Origin of the sequence: uncultured Massilia sp., assembly GCF_913773735.1 — a bacterium.
GTDB lineage: Bacteria > Pseudomonadota > Gammaproteobacteria > Burkholderiales > Burkholderiaceae_D > Telluria.
The window spans coordinates 35,355-53,492 of sequence record NZ_CAJYEB010000032.1 but is presented as its reverse complement, the minus strand read 5'-3'; the positions used below and the strand labels follow the sequence as shown (position 1 = coordinate 53,492).

Below are 18,138 nucleotides of genomic sequence, written 5' to 3'. Positions count from 1 at the left end.
CTCAGCCTTTCCAGGTCCGGTTCAGCCCGGTGTCCGCGTGGATCCAGCCGCCCTTGGGGCCGGAGCGGTAGTAGAAGCCGACGCCGCCCTGGCGGAAGCTGCGCACGAGACCGCCCAGCACTTCCTCGGTCAGGCCGCCGATGCGCACGTCGGCCGCCTTGCCCGACATGTGCAGCGACTGGCGCGCCGCCGGGATGCCCTGCTCGCGCAGGCGCGCGTTGGACGCCGGGGTGCGGTAGCCGGACAGGATCTCGAGCGGCTGCTCGAGGCCGTAGCGCGCCACGAAGGCCTGCGCGGCCCACAAGGTCTCGAACAGCTTGGGGTCGATCGCCATCGCGGCCTTGCCGTTCACGTCGCGCAGCACGTGGCACAGTTCCTGGTAGGCGGAATCGATGATCTCGCCGTCCTTCCAGTACAGCACCTTGGCGCGCTCGCCGCTGGCCGGGCGGACCACGGACAGCGTGCGCGGCTTGACCCAGAAGTCGAGGTCGACCACCTGGGCGTCGAACAGGTCGGGGGGAGGCTCCAGCTCGGTGCTGGAGGGGGTGGACTGGACGCCGCCGGCGGCCCTGGTGTCGATCAGCGGAACGGCCACCAGGCCCATCGCGGTCAGGCGCAAGCCTCGGGAAATGAAATCTCTACGGGAAGCCATGACTTACTCATCGTTGAAACTCGATTACTATAGCGCAAGCGACAACGAGAAAGAAGATGAGCACGCGTTACGTCATGTTTCTGCGACGTTCGACACGGTTGCCGACCGGCTTGCTGGCTTACTGGCTGCATTTGCAGAAACGCTTGCTGTCGGGCGCCGCGCAGGCGTCCAGCTGCTTCCAAAGGAAATCGCACTCCATGCCGAAGCAGGCCTTGTCCTTGCCCGCATTGATGTAGCCATGGCGCTCGAAGAAAGCGCTGGCCGACGCCGGGGCATGCATGTGCAGCTTGCCGATGCTCCACGCGCGCGCCTGGGCCTCGACGGCTGCCAGCAGCGCGGCGCCCACGCCGCTGCGCAGCATGGCTGGGTGGACATAGCACAGCGCCAGCCTGCCGGCCTGGTTCAGCAGCGCCAGTCCGGCCAGTTCGCGGCCCTCGCCCGTGCCGGCCTCGGCGACGACGGCGAAATTGCTGGGCGAGGAAAACCACGCGACGACGTTCTGCGTCGTCTTGTTGCCAAGCCAGGCCTGCAGGATCTCGGGACGGCCGCCATGGTCGCGTTCGCAACCTTCCTCGATCGAGCGGCGCAGCAGCGTGCACGCGGCGGATGCGTCGTTCGGTGTCGCCTGGCGAAGTTCAATACCCATGTGTCTTGCGTGTGTCCGACGTGAATGGCAAGGCCGGACTATAACCCAAAGCCGCCATGTCTGCAGTCCAGCCACCCAATCAGGATCGGCGTCTAAGCATATGATAAAAATGTCCTTCTGTTTTGCCATTCCTTAACGGATCATGCAACTCGTTTCCATCAGTCTTTACACAAGGAAGAAGAATATGGCATCCGTTTCTCCCCTGCGCCGCCTGCTGCTGGCGCTGGCCCTCGGCAGCGCCGTCCTGCCGGCCGCCCAGGCCGCCGAGGTCGAACTGCTGAACGTGTCCTACGACGTCGCGCGCGAACTGTACAAGGACGTCAATCCGGCCTTCATCGCCGAATGGAAAAAGACCACCGGCGAAACCGTGGTCATCAAGCAGTCGCACGGCGGCTCGAGCAAGCAGGCGCGCGCCGTGGCCGACGGTCTCGAAGGCGCGGTCGTGACGATGAACCAGGCCAACGACATCGACATGCTGGCCGACCGCGGCCTCGTCGCCAAGGACTGGGCCAGGAAGTTCCCGAACAATGCCGCGCCCTATTACTCGACCATGGTGTTCCTGGTCCGCAAGGGCAACCCGAAGCAGATCCGCGACTGGGCCGACCTGGCCAAGCCGGGCGTGAAAGTGGTGATCCCGAATCCGAAGACCGCCGGCAACGGCCGCTATACCTACCTGGCGGCCTGGGGCTCGGTCGTCAAGAAAGGCGGCAGCGAAGCCCAGGCGCGCGACCTGGTCGGCCGCATCTTCAAGAACGTGCCGGTGCTCGACGGCGGCGGCCGCGCGGCCACCACCACCTTCACCCAGCGCCAGATCGGCGACGCCCTGGTGACTTTCGAAAACGAGGTCAACCTGGTGCGCGCCGAGTTCGGCGACAACTTCGAAGTGGTCTACCCGTCGATCTCGGTACTGGCCGAGTCGCCGGTGGCCGTCGTCGACAAGGTCGTCGACCGCAAGGGCACCCGCAAGCAGGCTACCGCCTACCTGAACTTCCTGTATTCCGAAACGGGCCAGGCGATCGGCGCCAAGCACTATATGCGCGTGCGTAACGAAAAGGTCATGAAACAGTTTGCGGCCAACTACAAGCCGATCCAGCTGTTCACCGTGGACGACGTGTTCGGCGGCTGGCGCGCGGCGCAGAAACGCCACTTCGACGATGGCGGCGAATTTGACAAGATTTACCAGTCAAAATAAACGGATATATTTACCTGTATAAAAATACAGCCGATGCATTCATGATTGTCGAATTGGCTGTACAAATATACAGGGAATGAAAACGGGTTTCGCTGCTGAGTCGTTTTTTGACGATTCCCATTTCCTGTATTGGGGGATTACCCGTGTTAAATAAGGCTTCGCGACAACGCGAGGCCTTTTTTTCTTGTAGAATCTTGCTCGTGGTCTTGATTTCCTTTGGGAGACATTGATGTAGGTCATCCAAAGCGCAAAAAGATCGATAAATTTGCCACATAGCGTGTCGCTATTGGTCACCTTGACGTTTTGATGCTCCGCCGCCGTCCGGCGCCCGACCATTAACCGTACCCAGATAAATCATCCATGATCAAGAAATTCATTGCTGCCGTGCTGATGACGATGTCGAGCGCGGCCGCCTTCGCCGTTCCGTTCGGTTCGCAATCGGTGCTGGTGGTGGAAGACGATACCGGTAAAGTGCTGTTCGAAAAGAACGCCGACAATATCGTGCCGATCGCTTCGCTGACCAAGCTGATGACCGCCATGGTCGTGCTCGATGCCCACCAGGACATGAACGAGCCGATCCAGATCGACAAGAGCGACGTCGACACGCTCAAGCACAGCAGCTCGCGCGTGCCGGTCGGCGCCTCGATCCCGCGCCGCGACGTGCTGCAGCTGGCGCTGATGTCCTCGGACAACCGCGCCGCCGCTGCGCTGGGCCGCACCTATCCGGGCGGCATGGAGGCGTTCAAGGCCGCCGTCAAGCGCAAGATCAGCGCGCTGGGCATGCACCAGACCGCCATCGAGGAACCGACCGGCCTGAGCCCGCACAACCGCTCGACCGCGGCCGACCTGGTCAAGATGGCCACCGCCGCGTCGAACTACCCGGAAATCACCCGCATCACGACTTCGTCCGACCACCTGATCAACATCAAGGGTCGCCAGGTCGAGTACCACAACACCAACCGCCTGGTCGGCGCCAAGGGCTGGGACATCGGCCTGTCGAAGACCGGCTATACCCAGGAAGCGGGCCGCTGCCTGATCATGCGCGTCAAGGCCGCCGGCAAGAACGCGACCATGGTGCTGCTCAATGCCGGCGCCTCGTCGGTGCGCATCCTGGACGCGCTGAACATCCGCCGCCACGTGCTGGGCGACACCATCCCGGTGGCCGCCGCCGCCCCGAAGGCGCCGCGCGCGCGCCTGGCCGGGCCGCGCATCAAGGCCAAGGCCGGCGGCACCCGCATCAAGGCGTCGGCCCGCTCGACGCACGTCAAGAAAGCCGCCGTCACGCACCGCCGCAAGCATCGCTGAGCGTCGCGCGCTGGCACCAGGGCCGGAACCGGGCAACCGTTCCGGCTTTTTTCATGGGCGCTTCGGCTATCATGGCGCTGTTTCCGTTATCCATGACACCATGAAACGCTCGCACGTCCTCGCCACCGGCTCCGCCGTCATCGTCCTGTTCGCCGCCTCCCTCGTCGCCAGCCCCTACTGGGAGCTGCAGCGGCTGCGCGCGGCCGTCGCCGACCACGATGCCGAGGCCGTGTCCCGGCGCGTCGACTTCCCCGCCCTGCGCGCCAGCGTGAAGGACCAGCTCGCCGCCGCGATCGCCCGCGACCGGCCACGCGCCGACGGCAATCCCTTCGCCGCCGTCGGCCAGGCGATGGCGCTGGCCTTCCTGGGACCGATGGTCGACGCCATCGTCTCGCCGATCGGGGTGATCGCCATGATGGAGAGCGGCAGGATCCACCTGTCCCGGCGCGAGGTGCCGACGCAGGGGCACGCCACGGATAGCGCCGGCGCGCCCGCGCGCCCGCGCTATGCCATGTCCTGGCGCGGCTGGAACGAGGTCGTTCTGGCATCGGACCAGCCCGACGGCGGCGGTTTCCTCTTCCGGCGCGACGGCTTGTGGCGCTGGAAGCTGTCCGGCATCGAGCTGCGGCACGCGCAACCCTGACGGCAGCACTGCCCCATTTCCTGCGCGCACGCAAGGTCTTGCGGCGAAGCCGGGACGACCGCTTTTTGCTTTCCTTACGGCAACAATGATAGAGTTGCGGTTTGGAAAAGTTGGCAGGAGCTGTCATGTTGATCTTCGCGGGGTTCGTCATCGTCTTGCTGGCCGTGTTCGGCGGCTTCGTCCTGCAGGACGGCCACCTGGCCGCCCTGTTCCAGCCTTATGAACTCTTGATGATCTTCGGCGGCGCCATGGGCGCGTTCGTGATCGCCAACGACCGCAAGGCGATCGCGCTGACCTGGGACAGCCTGCCGCTGCTGTTCCACGGCTCGCGCTACACGCGCGAGCTGTACATGACGCTGATGGCGCTGATGTTCGACGTGCTGACCAAGGTGCGCAAGGAAGGCCTGATGTCGCTCGAGAACGATATCGACGCGCCCTACGAAAGCGCGCTGTTCAACCGCTACCGCCTGGTGCTGATGGACAGCCAGCTGCTCGACTTCATCACCGACTACCTGCGCCTGGTCGTGTCCGGCACGATGAATGCTTACCAGCTCGAGAACCTGATGGACAACGAGATCGCCACCTACGAGGAAGACGCCGACATCCCGGTGCAGGCGATCAACAAGCTGGCCGACGGCATGCCGGCCTTCGGCATCGTCGCCGCCGTGATGGGCGTCGTGCACACGATGGGGTCGATCGGCCGGCCGCCGGCCGAGCTGGGCGGCCTGATCGCGTCGGCGCTGGTCGGCACCTTCCTCGGGATCCTGCTGTCCTACGGCCTGGTGGCGCCGCTCGCCAGCCTGCTGCAGCGCCGCCACCAGGAAGTCGCCAAGGCCCTGCAATGCATCAAGGTGACGCTGCTGGCGAGCCTGAACGGCTATGCGCCCACCATCGCCGTGGAATTCGGCCGCAAGGTGATCTCGGCCACCGAGCGTCCCAGTTTCGCCGAACTCGAGGGGCACGTGCGCCAGCTGAAGTCGCGCTAGGAGGCGCCTAGCGCTCGATCATCCCGCGCAGGCCGCTGGCCCGGTGCGTGCGCCGCCGGATCGCCTCGCCCAGCACCGCCGGCGCCGGCGTGGCCAGCGTGAAGCGTTCGCTGGCGCGCGTGATGCCGGTGTAGACCAGTTCGCGCGCCAGCACGGCCCCGCCCTCCTTCGGCAGCGCCAGCACCGTGTGCGCGAATTCCGAGCCCTGCGACTTGTGCACCGTCATCGCGAACGCCGTCTCGACGTGGCGCAGGCGCGTCGCCAGCACGCTGCGCACGTCGTCGTCGCCCTCGGGGAACCAGACGCGCAGCGAACCGGGACGGTCCGGATCGGGCAGCGTCAGGCCGATGTCGCCGTTGAACACGCGCGTCGCGTAGTCGTTGCGGGTGACCATCACCGGGCGCCCGACGTACCAGTCGCCGGCGCGGTTGACCAGGCCGGCGTGGCCGAGGCGCTGCTCGATCGCCGTGTTCAGGCCTTCGACACCCCATTCGCCGTCGCGCACGGCGCACAGGATGCGGAAGCGCTCGAAGCGGCGCAGCATCGCGCACACCCAGGCCTCGTAGTCGGCGCCCGGCCCCGCCTGCAGCAGTTCCAGGTAGGGACGATAGCCGTCGTCGGCCAGTTGCAGCACGTGCTGCTGGTGGGCGTGCTCGATCCAGTGCAGCGGACCGTCGCCCCCCGCGGCGTCCGCGCGCAGGATCGCGCCGGCCGCCTCGACGTCGCCGCCGTTGACGGCCAGCGCCAGCCGGCCGATCGGGCCGCCGAAGCGGCGGCTGTGGCGCAGCATGACGGTCTGCTGGGCCAGCGGACCGCCGGCGCCGGCATAGGCGTCCGGGATGGTCTCGCCGCTGGCCGCGCGCGCGTAGTCGAGCGTGACGGCGTCGTAGCGGCCGGCCTGGGCGTCGTGGCACAGGTCGCCCAGCACGGCGCCGGCCTCCACCGAGGCCAGTTGGTCCTTGTCGCCCAGCAGGATCAGCGTCGCCTCGGGCGGCAGCGCGTCCAGCAGCGCCGCCATCATTTCCAGGTGCACCATCGACGCCTCGTCGACGATCAGCACGTCGACGTCGAGCGGATTGCCGCGGTGGTGCGCGAAGGCGCGCGTGTCCGGGCGCGCGCCCAGCAGGCTGTGCAGCGTGCGCGCGGCGCCCATGCGCCCGGCCAGTTCGCGCAGCGGCAGCGCGCCGCCGACGCGCTCGGCCAGTTCGCCCAGCGCCTTGTCGATCGACTGCTTCAGGCGCGCGGCCGCCTTGCCGGTGGGCGCGGCCAGGGCGATGCGCTGGCGCGCGGCGTCCGGCGCCGTGGCGAACAGCAGCGCCAGCAGGCGCGCCACCGTGTAGGTCTTGCCGGTGCCCGGGCCGCCCGTGATGATGGCGATCGACCCGCGCAGCGCGACCGCGCAGGCCAGCTTCTGCCAGTCCGGCCGGTCGACCTTGTCGGCGGCGCGCGGCGACGTGAACAGCATGTCGAGCATGGTGCGCACCGGCAGCGGATCGACCGCGCGCCGCGCCAGCGCGCGCGCGCGCACGCAGTCGGCCACCAGGGTCTCGTCGCGCCAGTAGCGGCGCAGGTACAGGCGGGTGTCGTCCAGCACCAGCGGCTGGCCGTAGTCGAGATCGTCCGTGCGCCAGACCTGCTCGCAGCCGCCCAGCAGCGCGCTCCAGCCCCTGGCGCCGCGCGGCAGCGGCCGGGCGGCCTGCGCCAGCGCCTTCCAGTCTTCCTCGGGCCAGCCCAGCAGCGCGGCCGGATCGTCGGCGAGGTCGGCCAGCAGCAGGCAGCTGTGGCCGCGCCCTTCCAGCTCGGACAGCGCCAGCGCGGCCAGCAACAGCGCGCCGTCGCGCGTCCCGTCATGCGCGCCGCCGCGCGCGCCCAGCGTCGCGACGAAGCGGGCGAACGCGCCGGACAGCCGGCGCAGCGCGCCCGCTTCGGTCAGGCGCTCGACCTCGTCCCAGAACGGGCCGCGCGTGCCGGCGGCAGCGGCGCCGGCAGTCATCTCGTCAATCATCATGGTCTCGTCCATCGCCCAGCAGGCGGTCCAGTCCGTCCAGCAGCGCCGGGTCGGGTTCGATCAGGTGGCAGCCGTGCGTCGCCGGATTCGCGATCCCGCGCAGGAACAGGAACACGGCGCCGCCCAGCTGCCGCGCCGGGTCGTAGCCGGCGCCCAGGCGCGCGCGCAGCAGGCGGTGCAGGGCCAGCAGGTAGAGCGCGCCCTGGATGTCGTAGCGGTGCGCCGCCATGCCCGCCGCCATCGCGGCGCGCGTGTAGGAGGCGTCGCCCGGTCCCAGCGCGTTCGACTTGTAGTCCAGCACCCAGTAGCGTCCCTCGTGCTCGAACACGAGGTCCATGAAGCCCTTGAGCATGCCGTGCAGCTCGCGCCCCGACAGCGCCGGGCGGGGCGTGCTGCCCAGCAGGTGGCGCCGGCACAGGGCGTCCAGCGCGCCCGGCTGCAGGCGGTGGCTGGGGAACCAGAATTCCATCTCGGGCACGGGCGCCGCCAGGTCGGCCAGCGCGGCGCCCAGCGGTGGCAGGCGCGTGGTCGCGACCGTGCGCAGCCAGGCCAGCGCGTCCGCCTCGCGGTTGCCCCAGCCGGCGCGCGCGATGCGCTGGGCCAGGCGCGCGCGGAAGTCCTCGTCGTCGGCCAGCGCGAAGCCCTCGTGCGCCATCCATTCGAGTTGCTCGTGCAGGAAGTTGCCCGGCGTGGAGCCGCGCGGGAAGCGGTGCCACGGCGCGTCCTCGGCGCGCGCCGGCGCCACCGTGCCCGGCTCGGCCTCTTCCATCAGGTTCTCTTCCTGGGCGCGCGTGGGCGCCGCCACCGTGTGCCGGGTCAGCGAGGTGAACGAGCCGACCGCCCAGTTGCGCTCGAAGCTGGCCGCGTACGGCGCGGCATCTTCCAGCTGGGGCAATGCCTCGGCGCGGCGCAGCACCGTGACGCCGTCGGGTTCCGCCAGCGGCAGCACTTCGATGCCATCGGCATCGCCGCGCAGCGCTTCCCAGTGCGCGCCCAGCGCCTCCGGCGCGATCTCGGCGCCGCCGGCCAGCAGCCAGCCGAGCGCCGACTCGTGCAGGCTGCCGTTCTTGCCGGCCCTGGCGGCCACGCCCAGCCACAGGAAATGGCGCGCGCGGGTCAGCGCCACGTACAGCAGGCGCACTTCCTCGTCCAGGCGCTCGCGGTCGGCCGCGGCCAGCGCGGCGGCGTCCAGCTGCAGGTCGAGGCGCCGCTCGCCGTCCGCGTCGACGTAGTCGAGGAAGCTGCGGTTGGTGGCGGTGGCCTTGCGCGCGCTGGCGGCGAACGGCAGGTACACCAGCGGGTATTCCAGGCCCTTGGACTTGTGCACGGTGACCACCTTGACCAGCTCGGCATCGCTTTCCAGGCGCAGCACCAGTTCGTCGTCCTCGCCGTCGTCCTGCAGCTGCTCGCCGAACCAGCGTATCAGCGCCTGCTCGCCGTCCAGTTCGCGGCTGGCTTCCTGCAGCAGCTCGGCCAGGTGCAGCAGGTTGGTCAGGCTGCGCTCGCCGCCCGGCACGTCCGGCCGCAGCAGCCGCGCCGGCAGTTCCAGTTCGTGGATGAAGCGGCGCAGCATCGCCAGCACGCCCTGGCGCTGCCAGGCCACGTGCAGCGCCTTGAGCTGCTCGACGCGGCGCTCCCAGGCCTGCTCGTCGCCGGCCAGGCGCACCAGCTCGGCCAGCGGCAGGTTGCAGGTGGCGCTGGCGAAGGCCGCGCGCGCCAGCGTGCCGTCGAGCGGGCTGGCCACCGCCTTCAGCCAGCGCAGCACGTCGGCCGCCTCCGGACTGGCCAGCACGGAATCCTTGTCCGACAGGTAGACGCTGCGCACGCCGCGCCGGTCCAGCGCGCGGCGGATCGCCGCGGCCTCGCCGCGGTCGCGCACCAGCACCGCGATGTCGGCCAGCTTCAGGCGGGTGAACGTGCCGTCGGGCGCGCGCAGGCCGGCGTGCTCGTCGTCCAGCAGGCGCACGATGTGCTCGGCGCAGTGCTCGGCGAAGAACGCCGTGTAGGCGGACTTGCTGGAAAAGGCGATGGCGGCGGCGTTCACGGCCAGCGCCTGCAGCGGGCCGTCGACGCCGACCAGCGTTTCCTTGCGTCCGGCGGCGTCGACCGGCTCGAACGGCAGCGGATTCGCGCCGTCCTTGCGGAAGCGGAAGGCGCCGGCGGCGTGGCCGGCGCGTGTGCCGTCGCCCTCGGCGTGCTGGAACATCCGGTTGACCGCCGCCACCAGGCGCGCGGCGGAGCGGAAGTTGGTGCCGAGCTGGTAGTGGCGCCCGGCGGTGGCGCGCCGCGCCGACAGGTAGCTGTGGATGTCGGCGCCGCGGAAGCCGTAGATCGACTGCTTCGGGTCGCCGATCAGGAACAGGCCGCGCGCCGGGTCGTTGTCCGCCACCCGGTACAGCAGGTCGAAGATGCGGTACTGGGCCGGCGAGGTATCCTGGAACTCGTCGATCAGCGCCACCGGGTACTGGTCGACGATGCGGCGCCGCAGCGCCTCCCCGTTCGGCCCTTCCAGCGCCGCCTTCAGGCGCGCCAGCATGTCGGCGAAGCCGAACTGGCGGTTGCGCCGCTTGAGTTCGGCGACGCGCCGGGCGATGCGCGCGGCGGCATGGCGCAGCAGCGCGGGCCGGGCCGGGTCGGCCAGGGTCTGCAGTTCCTTCAGGGCGTCGAATTCCGCCGGGATGGCGGGCTCGAAACCCGGATTGCAGGCTTCCAGGATGCCGGCGCGGCACAGGCGCTCCCACGCCTTGTCCGTCAGCTGCGGCGTTTCCAGCGCGGGGTCGGCCACCCAGTCGCGCAGCTTGCCGAACCAGCCGGCCAGCGTCCGGGCGACCATCTTGCGGCCGTCGAACCCCTTCGGCGCGGCCGCGCGCTGGTCGGCGATCCACTGTTCCAGCGCGTCGATGCGCCCGGCCCAGTCGGCCTTGCGCCGCGCCAGCTCGTCCCTGCGCCGCGCCTGCATGCGCGCGACCAGCACGCCCAGCGGCTCCTCGCCGTCGGTGCCCAGGCGCTCGGCGCGCGCGACCAGGGGCCGCACGTCCTTGCACAGCTTGCCGACGTCCTTCAGGCAGGCGAGCAGCGCGTCGAGTTCCGGCTCGGCCAGCGGGTACACGTGCTGGCGCCAGTAGTCGTGGGTCGCGTCTTCCAGCAGCGTGCGCTCGTCGCTGACCAGCTCCTCGTCGAACAGGCTGCCGCTGTCGAACGCGTGCTCGCGCAGCATGCGCTGGCACCAGGCGTCGATGGTGAACACGGCCGCCTCGTCCATCGTCTCGGCCGCCATCATCAGGCGGTGCGCGGCCAGCGCGCGCGCGTCGCCGTCGTAGGCGGCGGCCAGTTCGTCCAGGTAGGGATCGGCGTCGACGTCCTCGCCGCGGAAGTGGCGCGCCGCCTGCACCAGGCGCTCGCGCACCCGGTTCGACAGCTCGCGCGTGGCGGCGCGGGTGAAGGTCATCACCAGGATCTCGGGCGGCAGCAGCGGGCGCGCGAAGCCGCCGCCGTCGCCGCCGTCCTCGCCGCCGTGGCCCAGCACCAGGCGCAGGTACAGCGCGGCGATGGTCCAGGTCTTGCCGGTACCGGCGCTGGCCTCGATCAGGCGCGAGCCGTGCAGCGGGAAGGTCAAGGGTTGCAGCAACTGGCTCATGCCGCGTCCTCCGCGGCGAACGGCACGGCGCGCGCATGCGTCGCGGCCCACTCCAGCAGCGGTCCGTACAGCGCGGTGGCGGTGGCTTCCCAGCCGGGCTGCGCCGACAGCGCCGCGAAGTCCGGCCACAGGCGCTGCAGCGCCACCTCGTCGCGCTCCGGCGGCGGCGCGCCCTCGACGGCGAACTCGGGGCCATCGTAGACGCCCTCGGCCTGCCGCGCGTCGGCCAGCCAGGCCAGCGCGGTGCGGCAGGCGACCGGCAGCGGCGCGTCCAGGTTGGCGCGCCACAGGGCCACCAGGCGCGTCAGCTGCGCATGGGCGGCGGCGCAATCGAGCGGCGCGATCTCGACTTCGGCGTCGCGCGCCACCAGGTAGCCGGTGACCGGCGTGCCCGCGGCGCAGGCGGCCAGCTGGCACAGCCAGGGGGCGATCAGTTTATCCACGCGCAGCGCGCCCTTCTTTTTCTTGTCCATGATCTTCGACGAGGTCTGCATCATCCACACCACGTCGGCGCCGTCGCCGCCACTGGTACGCAGGCGGTCGATCCAGTCGTCCAGCACGATGCCGCCCAGGTCCAGCGCGACCGCCAGCTTCGGCGCCGCGCGCGGGTAGCGCGCGCCCAGCGCCAGCCAGGCGCGGCGCGCCGGCACCAGCTCGTCGACCATGTCGCGCTGCAGGCGCCGGCCCATGGCGCCGATCGGCAGCACGCCCTGGCGCAGCAGGCGCGCGGCGCGTTCGGCCAGCACGGCGCGCACCTCGCCGGGCGGCTCGGGCTCGCCGCCGTCGCGCAGCAGCGCCGACTCGAAGGCGTGGCGCTGAAGGGCGTCGAGCCCGAACGGTTCCTCGTCCTCGCCCACCGCCTCGTCGTCGCCGAAGTTGACGTCCAGGCGCTGGCGGAAGAAGTACCGGGCCGGCTGCTTCAGGAAGGACACCAGCTGGCCCAGCTTCAGGCGCGCGTCCGGTTCCAGTTCGTAGGGCGGCAGCGGGGCGGCGTCCGCCGCCTGCGCGGCCGGGGCCGCGCCGCCGTGCGCCGCGCGCCATTCGCCGGCATAGGTCCGCAGGCCGCCGCGCTCGAAGTAGCGGCGCGAGAACGGCTGCAGCGCGTGCACCGTGGTGAGCGTGTCGGGATCGAGGTCCCAGCCGGCGGCGAGGTAGTCGCGCAGCTGCGCCACCAGCACCGACGCCGGCTGCTCGGTATTGTCGCGCACGTTGCGCCCGGCCCAGCTCACGTACAGCTTCTCGCGCGCGGCCAGCACGGCCTCGAGCATCAGGTAGCGGTCGTCGTCGCGGCGCGAGCGGTCGCCCGGCCGGCCCATGCCGGGCAGCGCCAGCAGGTCGAAGTCGGATTGCTGGGCGCGGCGCGGGAAGTCGCCGTCGTTCATGCCCAGCAGGCACACCACGCGGAACGGCACGGCGCGCATCGGCATCAGGGTGCAGAAGGTCACGCCGCCGGACACGAAGCGGTGGGTCAGCGCCGGCTGGTCCAGCTCGCGCAGCCAGGCTTCGCGCATCACGTTCAGCGGCACCGGCTCGTCGAACGGCGCGTTCTCGCAGATCTCGAGCCAGCACTGCAGCGCTTCCTCCAGCTGGTTCAGCACCAGGCGGTCTTCCTCGCCGGCGGCGCGGAAGAAGCGCGCCAGCAGGGCGCGCGCGCGCTCGCCCCACGCCGGCGGACGCAGGCTGGCGTCGAGCAGGTCGCGCCACGCCAGCAGCGCCTCGACCAGTTCGGCCAGCGAGCCGGCCAGCGCCGCATCGAGCCCGCCGACTTCCGCGTACGGCTCGATCTCGCGAAAGCCCGGGCCGGCCCCGGTGGCGTAGCCGAGCAGCATGCGGCGGATGCCGAACAGCCAGGAATTCTGTTCGCCGGCCGTGCCCAGTCCCAGGCCGGCGCGGTGGCGCTGGTCCAGGCCCCAGCGCACGCTGGCGCCCTCGATCCAGCGGCCCAGGATGGCCAGGTCGTCCTCGGCCAGGCCGAAGCGCGCGGCCACCGCCGGCACGTCGAGCAGGTCGCGCACCTCGCTCTGGCGGCAGCGCTGCTGCGGCAGGCGCAGCAGCCATTCGAGCGCCACCAGCAGCGGGTTCACGCTGCGGTCCTTGACGTCGCCGATCTGGAACGGGATGCGGCGCGGATCGCCCGGCCGGTACTGGTCGAACACGGCGTGGATCGCGGCCGAGAAGGTGTCGATGTCCGGCACCATGACCACCACGTCGCGCGGGCGCAGCGGCTCCCTTGCCTCCTGCGCCAGCCAGGACAGCAGCTGGTCGTGCAGCACCTCGACCTCGCGCTGGGCGCCGTGGGCGACGTGGAACTCGATCGAGCGGTCGTCCGGGTCGGGCGCCACGTGCGGGTGCTCGGCCAGCGGCAGCAGGTCGCGCACGGCGGCCTGCACCTGGCCCAGCAGGGTCGTGCCCTCGTCGTCGGCGAACAGGTCGACGCGCAGGTTGCCGAAGCGCCCGCCGTGGTCGCCGTCGAACTCGTCCAGCATGCGGACGAAGTCGCGGCCCTGGCGTCCCCAGCTCGCCAGCAGCGGGTGGCTGTGCGCGTGCAGCTCCTCGATCGGCACGGCGGCCAGGTCCCTGCCCGCGCGCGGCTGCTGGCGCTTGAACGCGGCGCGCAGCAGGTCGCGGCCCTCGATGATGTCGCCCCAGTAGAAGCGGCACGGATTCGGCACCGCCACCAGCACCTGGGTATGGCGCGACAGCCCGGCCATCGCCTCGATGGTCTGGTAGGGCAGCGTCGACATGCCGAACAGGATCACGCGGCGCGGCAGGCGCAGCGCCGGCGCGCGGCCGTCCTCGACGGCGGCCATGAACTGCTGGTGGATGGTGGCGCGGCCCGACCAGCGCCGCTCCTGCGGCATGCTGGCGTGGATCTCGCGCCAGAGCTGCGCCTGCCAGCACTGGTCGGGCGCCAGCGCGACCGGATCGCCGCCGGGGCGGCGCAACTGGTCGCGCCCGGCCGCCCAGTCGTCCAGCCAGTCGGCGCGGTAGACCTGGTACTGGTCGTACAGGTCGGCCAGGCGCTCGGCCAGCTGCAGGCGGCGTTCCTGGTCGCCGTCGGACAGGAAGTGGCGCAGCGGCGCGAACGTTTCCTTCTGCAGCAGCGCGGGCAGCAGGCGCATCAGGCGCCAGGTCAGCGCCTCCTTGTCGAACGGCGAGCGGCGCGGCACCCGTTCCGGCCCCAGCATGCCGCGGTAGGCCTGCCACTGGAAGCGCGCCGGCAGCACCACGCGGGTGGCGGCGCATACGCCCAGCTCCTCGGCCAGCGCGATCTTGAGCCACTCGGCCACGCCGTTCGACTGCACCAGGATCAGTTCTTCCTCGAGGGGGCCGAGCGGTTGCTGGCGCAGCCAGTCGAAGACGGCGGCGCGCAGCAGCTCCATCTGGTTGCCGTGCAGGATGAGGAGGCCGGGAGTGATCGGGGATGGCATGGCGCAGGACGTCGATGGGATGCCGGAAGCATACTCCTTGTCGCCGCCGATTGGTAGAGCCGGGAGGCGGCCGGCACGGCATGGCGCCGCCCTGCGCGCCGTTGTTTGCTACCATGGCGCCATCCGCCCGCGGCGGCCCCGAGAGGAACAAGGAAACCGATATGCAAGACACGACGACGAACGCCGATCCCCACGGCTGGCTGGAAGAGGTGGCGTCCGAAGGCGCGCTCGAATGGGTACGCGAACGCAACGCCGTCAGCGAGGGCGAGCTGGCGGCGCGCGCCGACTATGCGCCGCTGCGCGCGCGCCTGAAGACGATCCTCGATTCGAAGGAAAAGATCCCCTGGGTCGCCTACCACGCCGGCTTCTGGTACAACTTCTGGCGCGACGCCACGCACGAACGCGGGCTGTGGCGCCGCACGACGCTGGAGGAGTACCGCAAGGCCGAACCGGCCTGGGAGACGGTGCTCGACCTCGATGCGCTGGCGCGCGCCGAGAACGAGAACTGGGTCTGGGCCGGCAGCGTCAAGCTCAGGCCGCGCGGCGACCGCGCGCTGGTCTCGCTGTCGCGCGGCGGCGGCGACGCCCACGTGGTGCGCGAGTTCGACCTGGACGCCAAGGCCTTCGTCGCCGACGGCTTCGTCGTCCCCGAAGCCAAGACCAGCATCGGCTGGATCGACCGCGACACCGTGTTCGTCGCCACCGACTTCGGCCCGGAATCGATGACCAGTTCCGGCTACCCGCGCATCGTCAAGGCGTGGCGGCGCGGCACGCCGCTGCAGGACGCCGTCACGGTCTACGCCGCCCTGCCCGACGACCTGTCGGCCTCGGCCTGGAAGGATTTCACGCCGGGCCACGAGCGCGAATTCGTCAACCGCCAGATCGACTTCTACAGCAGCGAGCTGTTCCTGCGCGACGGCGCCCGGCTGACGAAGGTCCCCAAGCCGGACGACGCCAACGCCTTCACGATCCGCAACGAGATCGTGATCGAGCTGCGCTCCGACTGGGAAGCGGGCGGGCGCACCTGGCCGCAGGGCGCGCTGCTGGCCATGGACTTCGAACGCTACCTGGCCGGCGAGACCGATTTCGAGATGCTGTTCCAGCCGACGCCGACCACGTCGCTGGACGGCGTCACGGCCACGCGCAGCGCGATCCTGCTCACCATCCTCGACAACGTCAAGAACCGCGTCGTCGAGCTGCGCCTGCAGGACGGGCGCTGGATCCGCCGCGACGTCGACGCCCCGGCCATGGGCGCGCTGGAAGTCGACAGCGTCGACGAGATCGAATCGGACGACTACTTCCTCACCGTCACCGACTTCCTGACGCCGACCAGCACCTGGCTGGCGCACGCGGGCAGCGACGAGCGCGAGCTGCTCAAGTCGATGCCGGCCTTCTTCGACGCCGCGCCGTACACGGTCAGCCAGTTCGCCGCGAAATCCGCGGACGGCACCTATGTCCCCTACTTCGTCGTGATGCGCAAGGACATCGCCTGGAACGGCGCCAATCCCACGCTGCTGTACGGCTACGGCGGCTTCGAAGTCTCGCTGAAACCCTTCTACAGCGGCGTGACCGGCGCAGCCTGGCTGGCCCAGGGCGGCGTCTACGTGCTGGCGAACATCCGCGGCGGCGGCGAGTTCGGGCCGCGCTGGCACCAGGCGGCGCTGAAGGAAAACCGCCAGAAGGCCTTCGACGACTTCCTGGCCGTGGCCCAGGACCTCGTCCGGCGCAACCTGACCTCGCCGCGCCACCTCGGCATCATGGGCGGCAGCAACGGCGGCCTGCTGGTCGGCGCCGCGCTGACCCAGCGCCCCGACCTGTTCAATGCGGTCGTCTGCCAGGTGCCGCTGCTGGACATGCGCCGCTACCACCAATTGCTGGCCGGCGCGTCCTGGATGGGAGAGTATGGCGATCCGGACGATCCGCAGCAGTGGGCGGCGATCGCCCGCTATTCCCCGTATCACAATGTGTCGGCCGACAAGCGCTATCCGCGCGTGCTGTTCACCACGTCCACGCGCGACGACCGCGTGCACCCCGGCCACGCGCGCAAGATGGCGGCGCTGATGCAGGCCCAGGGCCATGACGTGCTGTACTGGGAAAACACCGAGGGGGGCCATGCCGGCGCGGCCAACAACGAGCAGACCGCGACGATGTATGCATTGACCTTCGCTTTCCTGCTGAAGCAGCTGAAATAGCAAGGAAGGGACACGGGGCTTGCCCTATCTTTTGATATAAAGCAAGCCCCAGCCGCGGTTGCAGGGATACCGCTCCGGGGGAGTTCCAGCGGGAACTAGCAGGATTGCTAGGACGCGAGATGAATGATGCATGGAATACTTGTCTCCCACACATCTTTCCCTGAGGGAGCGGCGATGGCTAATGATTTCGTTACCGAAGCAAGCCTGCGTGAACCGGCGGCAGGCACCCTGGTCAAACCGGTTTCGCCGGCGCTCTCCGTCGGCGACCTGAAAAAGTACCGGATCAGCAAGCGCGAGAGCCAGGAAAAGTTCTGGGGACGCTTCGGCGTGACCCAGTCCAGCGGCAGCCGCTTCGAGACCGGTCTCGCGATCCCCGCCCCCGTCGCCCTGCTGTTGAAGCTCTACATCAACGGCAAGCTCAACGATGGTGATCTTCTGGGGTAATCAGCCCCAGGGAAATCGCCCGGACGACGGCCTGCTGCCGCGTATTGACGTTGAACTTCTGCCGGATGTTACCCATGTGGAAGTTCACCGTCGCCTCGGAGCAGCCGGTGATTTTCGAGATTTCCCAGGATGATTTACCCACCATCACCCAATTGAGCACCTCGAGCTCGCGCGGCGTCAGTTTCGGCGCCGCTTCCTGCGCGGCCGGCGGACAGAAGCGCACGGCCGACGCGAACGCATAGTCGCGCACCAGCGCCAGTTCCGCCAGCATCGCCGTCGTGCCGCGCAGCCGCACCGCGTCGGGATGCGCATCGACCGCGAAGGACAGCAGGCCGAACTCGCCGTTCGGGCCGTGGATCGGAAAGCTCACGCCCGCGCGCAGCCCGTGGCTGCAGGCGTCTTCGTACAGCGCGCGCTGGGCCTGGCTGCGATACAGTTCGGGCTGCCAGATCAGCGGCAGCGTACTCTGCAGGCAGTGCACGACGACCGGATCGACGTAGGCGAGCCGCTCGGCGTCGTAGCGCTCGCGCCATTTCACGGGGAAGTTGGTCTGGATGAAGGCATTGTCCAGGCGCGCATGGCGCGAACCCGACATCCCGAACATCACCTTGTCGAAGCCGTACTCGCGGCCCAGCGCGAACAGCGCCTGCCCCCACGCGGCAGGGGTGTCGCTGTGCAGCAGCCCGTCAAGTTCGACCGTCTTCATGTCTTCCTCGCGCTGTTGTTGTAATGACAGTCGCCATGCTAGATGAGTTGTAACCGAAAAGCACGAACAATTATGCTTTTATCCATAGTGGCTAATTTCCAGGCACTTGTCCAGTGATGCGGAAGGCCAGAAAACCTTTCCCCGGGACACTGTCTGCCAATCGTGCGCCGCAAATCCCGCCGTTCTTTTATCCTCGCGCGAATTGTCTGATCAAAATTGCATAAATGCAAGTTATTGTTGGCGTTGCAAGCCGGACTTGACTTGCCTGGTTACAAGAGTATCTTTCGTTTTTCCGG

At 69.5% G+C, this 18,138-nt stretch carries 12 protein-coding genes; 6 read left to right on the top strand and 6 right to left on the bottom strand.

What is annotated here, in order from left to right; all coding sequences use genetic code 11:
• Nucleotide 1 precedes the first annotated feature (1 nt).
• A complete protein-coding gene (locus QZ749_RS15780; RefSeq protein ID WP_296948802.1) occupies nucleotides 2-652 on the bottom strand; it encodes a DUF882 domain-containing protein in 651 nt (216 codons plus the stop codon).
• Between the two features lie 118 nt (nucleotides 653-770).
• A complete protein-coding gene (locus QZ749_RS15775) occupies nucleotides 771-1,298 on the bottom strand; it encodes a GNAT family N-acetyltransferase (protein ID WP_296948801.1) in 528 nt (175 codons plus the stop codon).
• Nucleotides 1,299-1,482: 184 nt separating this feature from the next.
• Between QZ749_RS15775 and QZ749_RS15770 the strand changes: the two genes are divergently transcribed.
• The 4 genes from QZ749_RS15770 to motA all read left to right on the top strand — a co-directional run bounded on the left by QZ749_RS15770 (nucleotide 1,483) and on the right by motA (nucleotide 5,424).
• Nucleotides 1,483-2,490 carry a sulfate ABC transporter substrate-binding protein gene (locus QZ749_RS15770; protein ID WP_296948800.1) on the top strand — a complete coding sequence of 336 codons (1,008 nt, stop codon included), beginning with the start codon at nucleotides 1,483-1,485 and terminating at the stop codon, nucleotides 2,488-2,490.
• A 360-nt stretch (nucleotides 2,491-2,850) separates the two neighbouring features.
• Nucleotides 2,851-3,795 carry a serine hydrolase gene (locus QZ749_RS15765; protein ID WP_296948799.1) on the top strand — a complete coding sequence of 315 codons (945 nt, stop codon included), beginning with the start codon at nucleotides 2,851-2,853 and terminating at the stop codon, nucleotides 3,793-3,795.
• Nucleotides 3,796-3,895: 100 nt separating this feature from the next.
• Entirely contained in the window at nucleotides 3,896-4,438 is a 543-nt protein-coding gene (locus QZ749_RS15760) for a DUF2939 domain-containing protein (RefSeq protein WP_296948797.1), read from the top strand.
• A 125-nt stretch (nucleotides 4,439-4,563) separates the two neighbouring features.
• Nucleotides 4,564-5,424 (top strand): flagellar motor stator protein MotA, encoded by an 861-nt coding sequence (motA, locus tag QZ749_RS15755; protein ID WP_296948794.1) that lies wholly within the window; start codon nucleotides 4,564-4,566, stop codon nucleotides 5,422-5,424.
• 7 nt (nucleotides 5,425-5,431) lie between these two features.
• On the opposite strand, the gene recD is transcribed toward motA, so the two are convergent.
• The 3 genes from recD to recC are packed head-to-tail and all read right to left on the bottom strand — an operon-like array spanning nucleotide 5,432 to nucleotide 14,500.
• Nucleotides 5,432-7,432 carry an exodeoxyribonuclease V subunit alpha gene (gene recD / locus QZ749_RS15750; RefSeq protein WP_373896826.1) on the bottom strand — a complete coding sequence of 667 codons (2,001 nt, stop codon included), beginning with the start codon at nucleotides 7,430-7,432 and terminating at the stop codon, nucleotides 5,432-5,434.
• Complete coding sequence (gene recB, locus QZ749_RS15745) at nucleotides 7,422-11,069, bottom strand: exodeoxyribonuclease V subunit beta (protein WP_296948792.1); 3,648 nt, start codon at nucleotides 11,067-11,069, stop codon at nucleotides 7,422-7,424. Before recB ends, recD begins: the two co-directional genes overlap by 11 nt.
• Nucleotides 11,066-14,500, bottom strand: a complete 3,435-nt coding sequence (gene recC / locus QZ749_RS15740; protein ID WP_296948791.1) for an exodeoxyribonuclease V subunit gamma — start codon at nucleotides 14,498-14,500, stop codon at nucleotides 11,066-11,068. Before recC ends, recB begins: the two co-directional genes overlap by 4 nt.
• Before the next feature lie 161 nt (nucleotides 14,501-14,661).
• On the opposite strand from recC, the gene QZ749_RS15735 reads away from it, so the two are divergent.
• Together QZ749_RS15735 and QZ749_RS15730 are read left to right on the top strand one after the other, a co-directional pair.
• On the top strand, nucleotides 14,662-16,692 hold the full coding sequence (locus QZ749_RS15735) for a prolyl oligopeptidase family protein (RefSeq protein ID WP_296948789.1): 2,031 nt from the start codon (nucleotides 14,662-14,664) through the stop codon (nucleotides 16,690-16,692).
• A 174-nt stretch (nucleotides 16,693-16,866) separates the two neighbouring features.
• Nucleotides 16,867-17,136: a helix-turn-helix transcriptional regulator gene (locus QZ749_RS15730; RefSeq protein WP_296948787.1), complete on the top strand. Its 270-nt coding sequence runs from the start codon at nucleotides 16,867-16,869 to the stop codon at nucleotides 17,134-17,136.
• On the opposite strand, the gene QZ749_RS15725 is transcribed toward QZ749_RS15730, so the two are convergent.
• Nucleotides 17,111-17,842: a LuxR family transcriptional regulator gene (locus tag QZ749_RS15725; protein ID WP_296948785.1), complete on the bottom strand. Its 732-nt coding sequence runs from the start codon at nucleotides 17,840-17,842 to the stop codon at nucleotides 17,111-17,113. The two genes, QZ749_RS15730 and QZ749_RS15725, sit on opposite strands and share 26 nt — an antisense overlap.
• Nucleotides 17,843-18,138 lie beyond the last annotated feature (296 nt).

What these genes read in the sequence shown, in the direction of transcription:
- QZ749_RS15780 (WP_296948802.1), bottom strand. Translation starts at nt 652, where the DNA reads ATGGCTTCCCGTAGAGATTTCATTTCCCGAGGCTTGCGCCTGACCGCG.
- QZ749_RS15775 (WP_296948801.1), bottom strand. Translation starts at nt 1,298, where the DNA reads ATGGGTATTGAACTTCGCCAGGCGACACCGAACGACGCATCCGCCGCG.
- QZ749_RS15770 (WP_296948800.1), top strand. Translation starts at nt 1,483, where the DNA reads ATGGCATCCGTTTCTCCCCTGCGCCGCCTGCTGCTGGCGCTGGCCCTC.
- QZ749_RS15765 (WP_296948799.1), top strand. Translation starts at nt 2,851, where the DNA reads ATGATCAAGAAATTCATTGCTGCCGTGCTGATGACGATGTCGAGCGCG.
- QZ749_RS15760 (WP_296948797.1), top strand. Translation starts at nt 3,896, where the DNA reads ATGAAACGCTCGCACGTCCTCGCCACCGGCTCCGCCGTCATCGTCCTG.
- motA (WP_296948794.1), top strand. Translation starts at nt 4,564, where the DNA reads ATGTTGATCTTCGCGGGGTTCGTCATCGTCTTGCTGGCCGTGTTCGGC.
- recD (WP_373896826.1), bottom strand. Translation starts at nt 7,432, where the DNA reads ATGATGATTGACGAGATGACTGCCGGCGCCGCTGCCGCCGGCACGCGC.
- recB (WP_296948792.1), bottom strand. Translation starts at nt 11,069, where the DNA reads ATGAGCCAGTTGCTGCAACCCTTGACCTTCCCGCTGCACGGCTCGCGC.
- recC (WP_296948791.1), bottom strand. Translation starts at nt 14,500, where the DNA reads ATGCCATCCCCGATCACTCCCGGCCTCCTCATCCTGCACGGCAACCAG.
- QZ749_RS15735 (WP_296948789.1), top strand. Translation starts at nt 14,662, where the DNA reads ATGCAAGACACGACGACGAACGCCGATCCCCACGGCTGGCTGGAAGAG.
- QZ749_RS15730 (WP_296948787.1), top strand. Translation starts at nt 16,867, where the DNA reads ATGGCTAATGATTTCGTTACCGAAGCAAGCCTGCGTGAACCGGCGGCA.
- QZ749_RS15725 (WP_296948785.1), bottom strand. Translation starts at nt 17,842, where the DNA reads ATGAAGACGGTCGAACTTGACGGGCTGCTGCACAGCGACACCCCTGCC.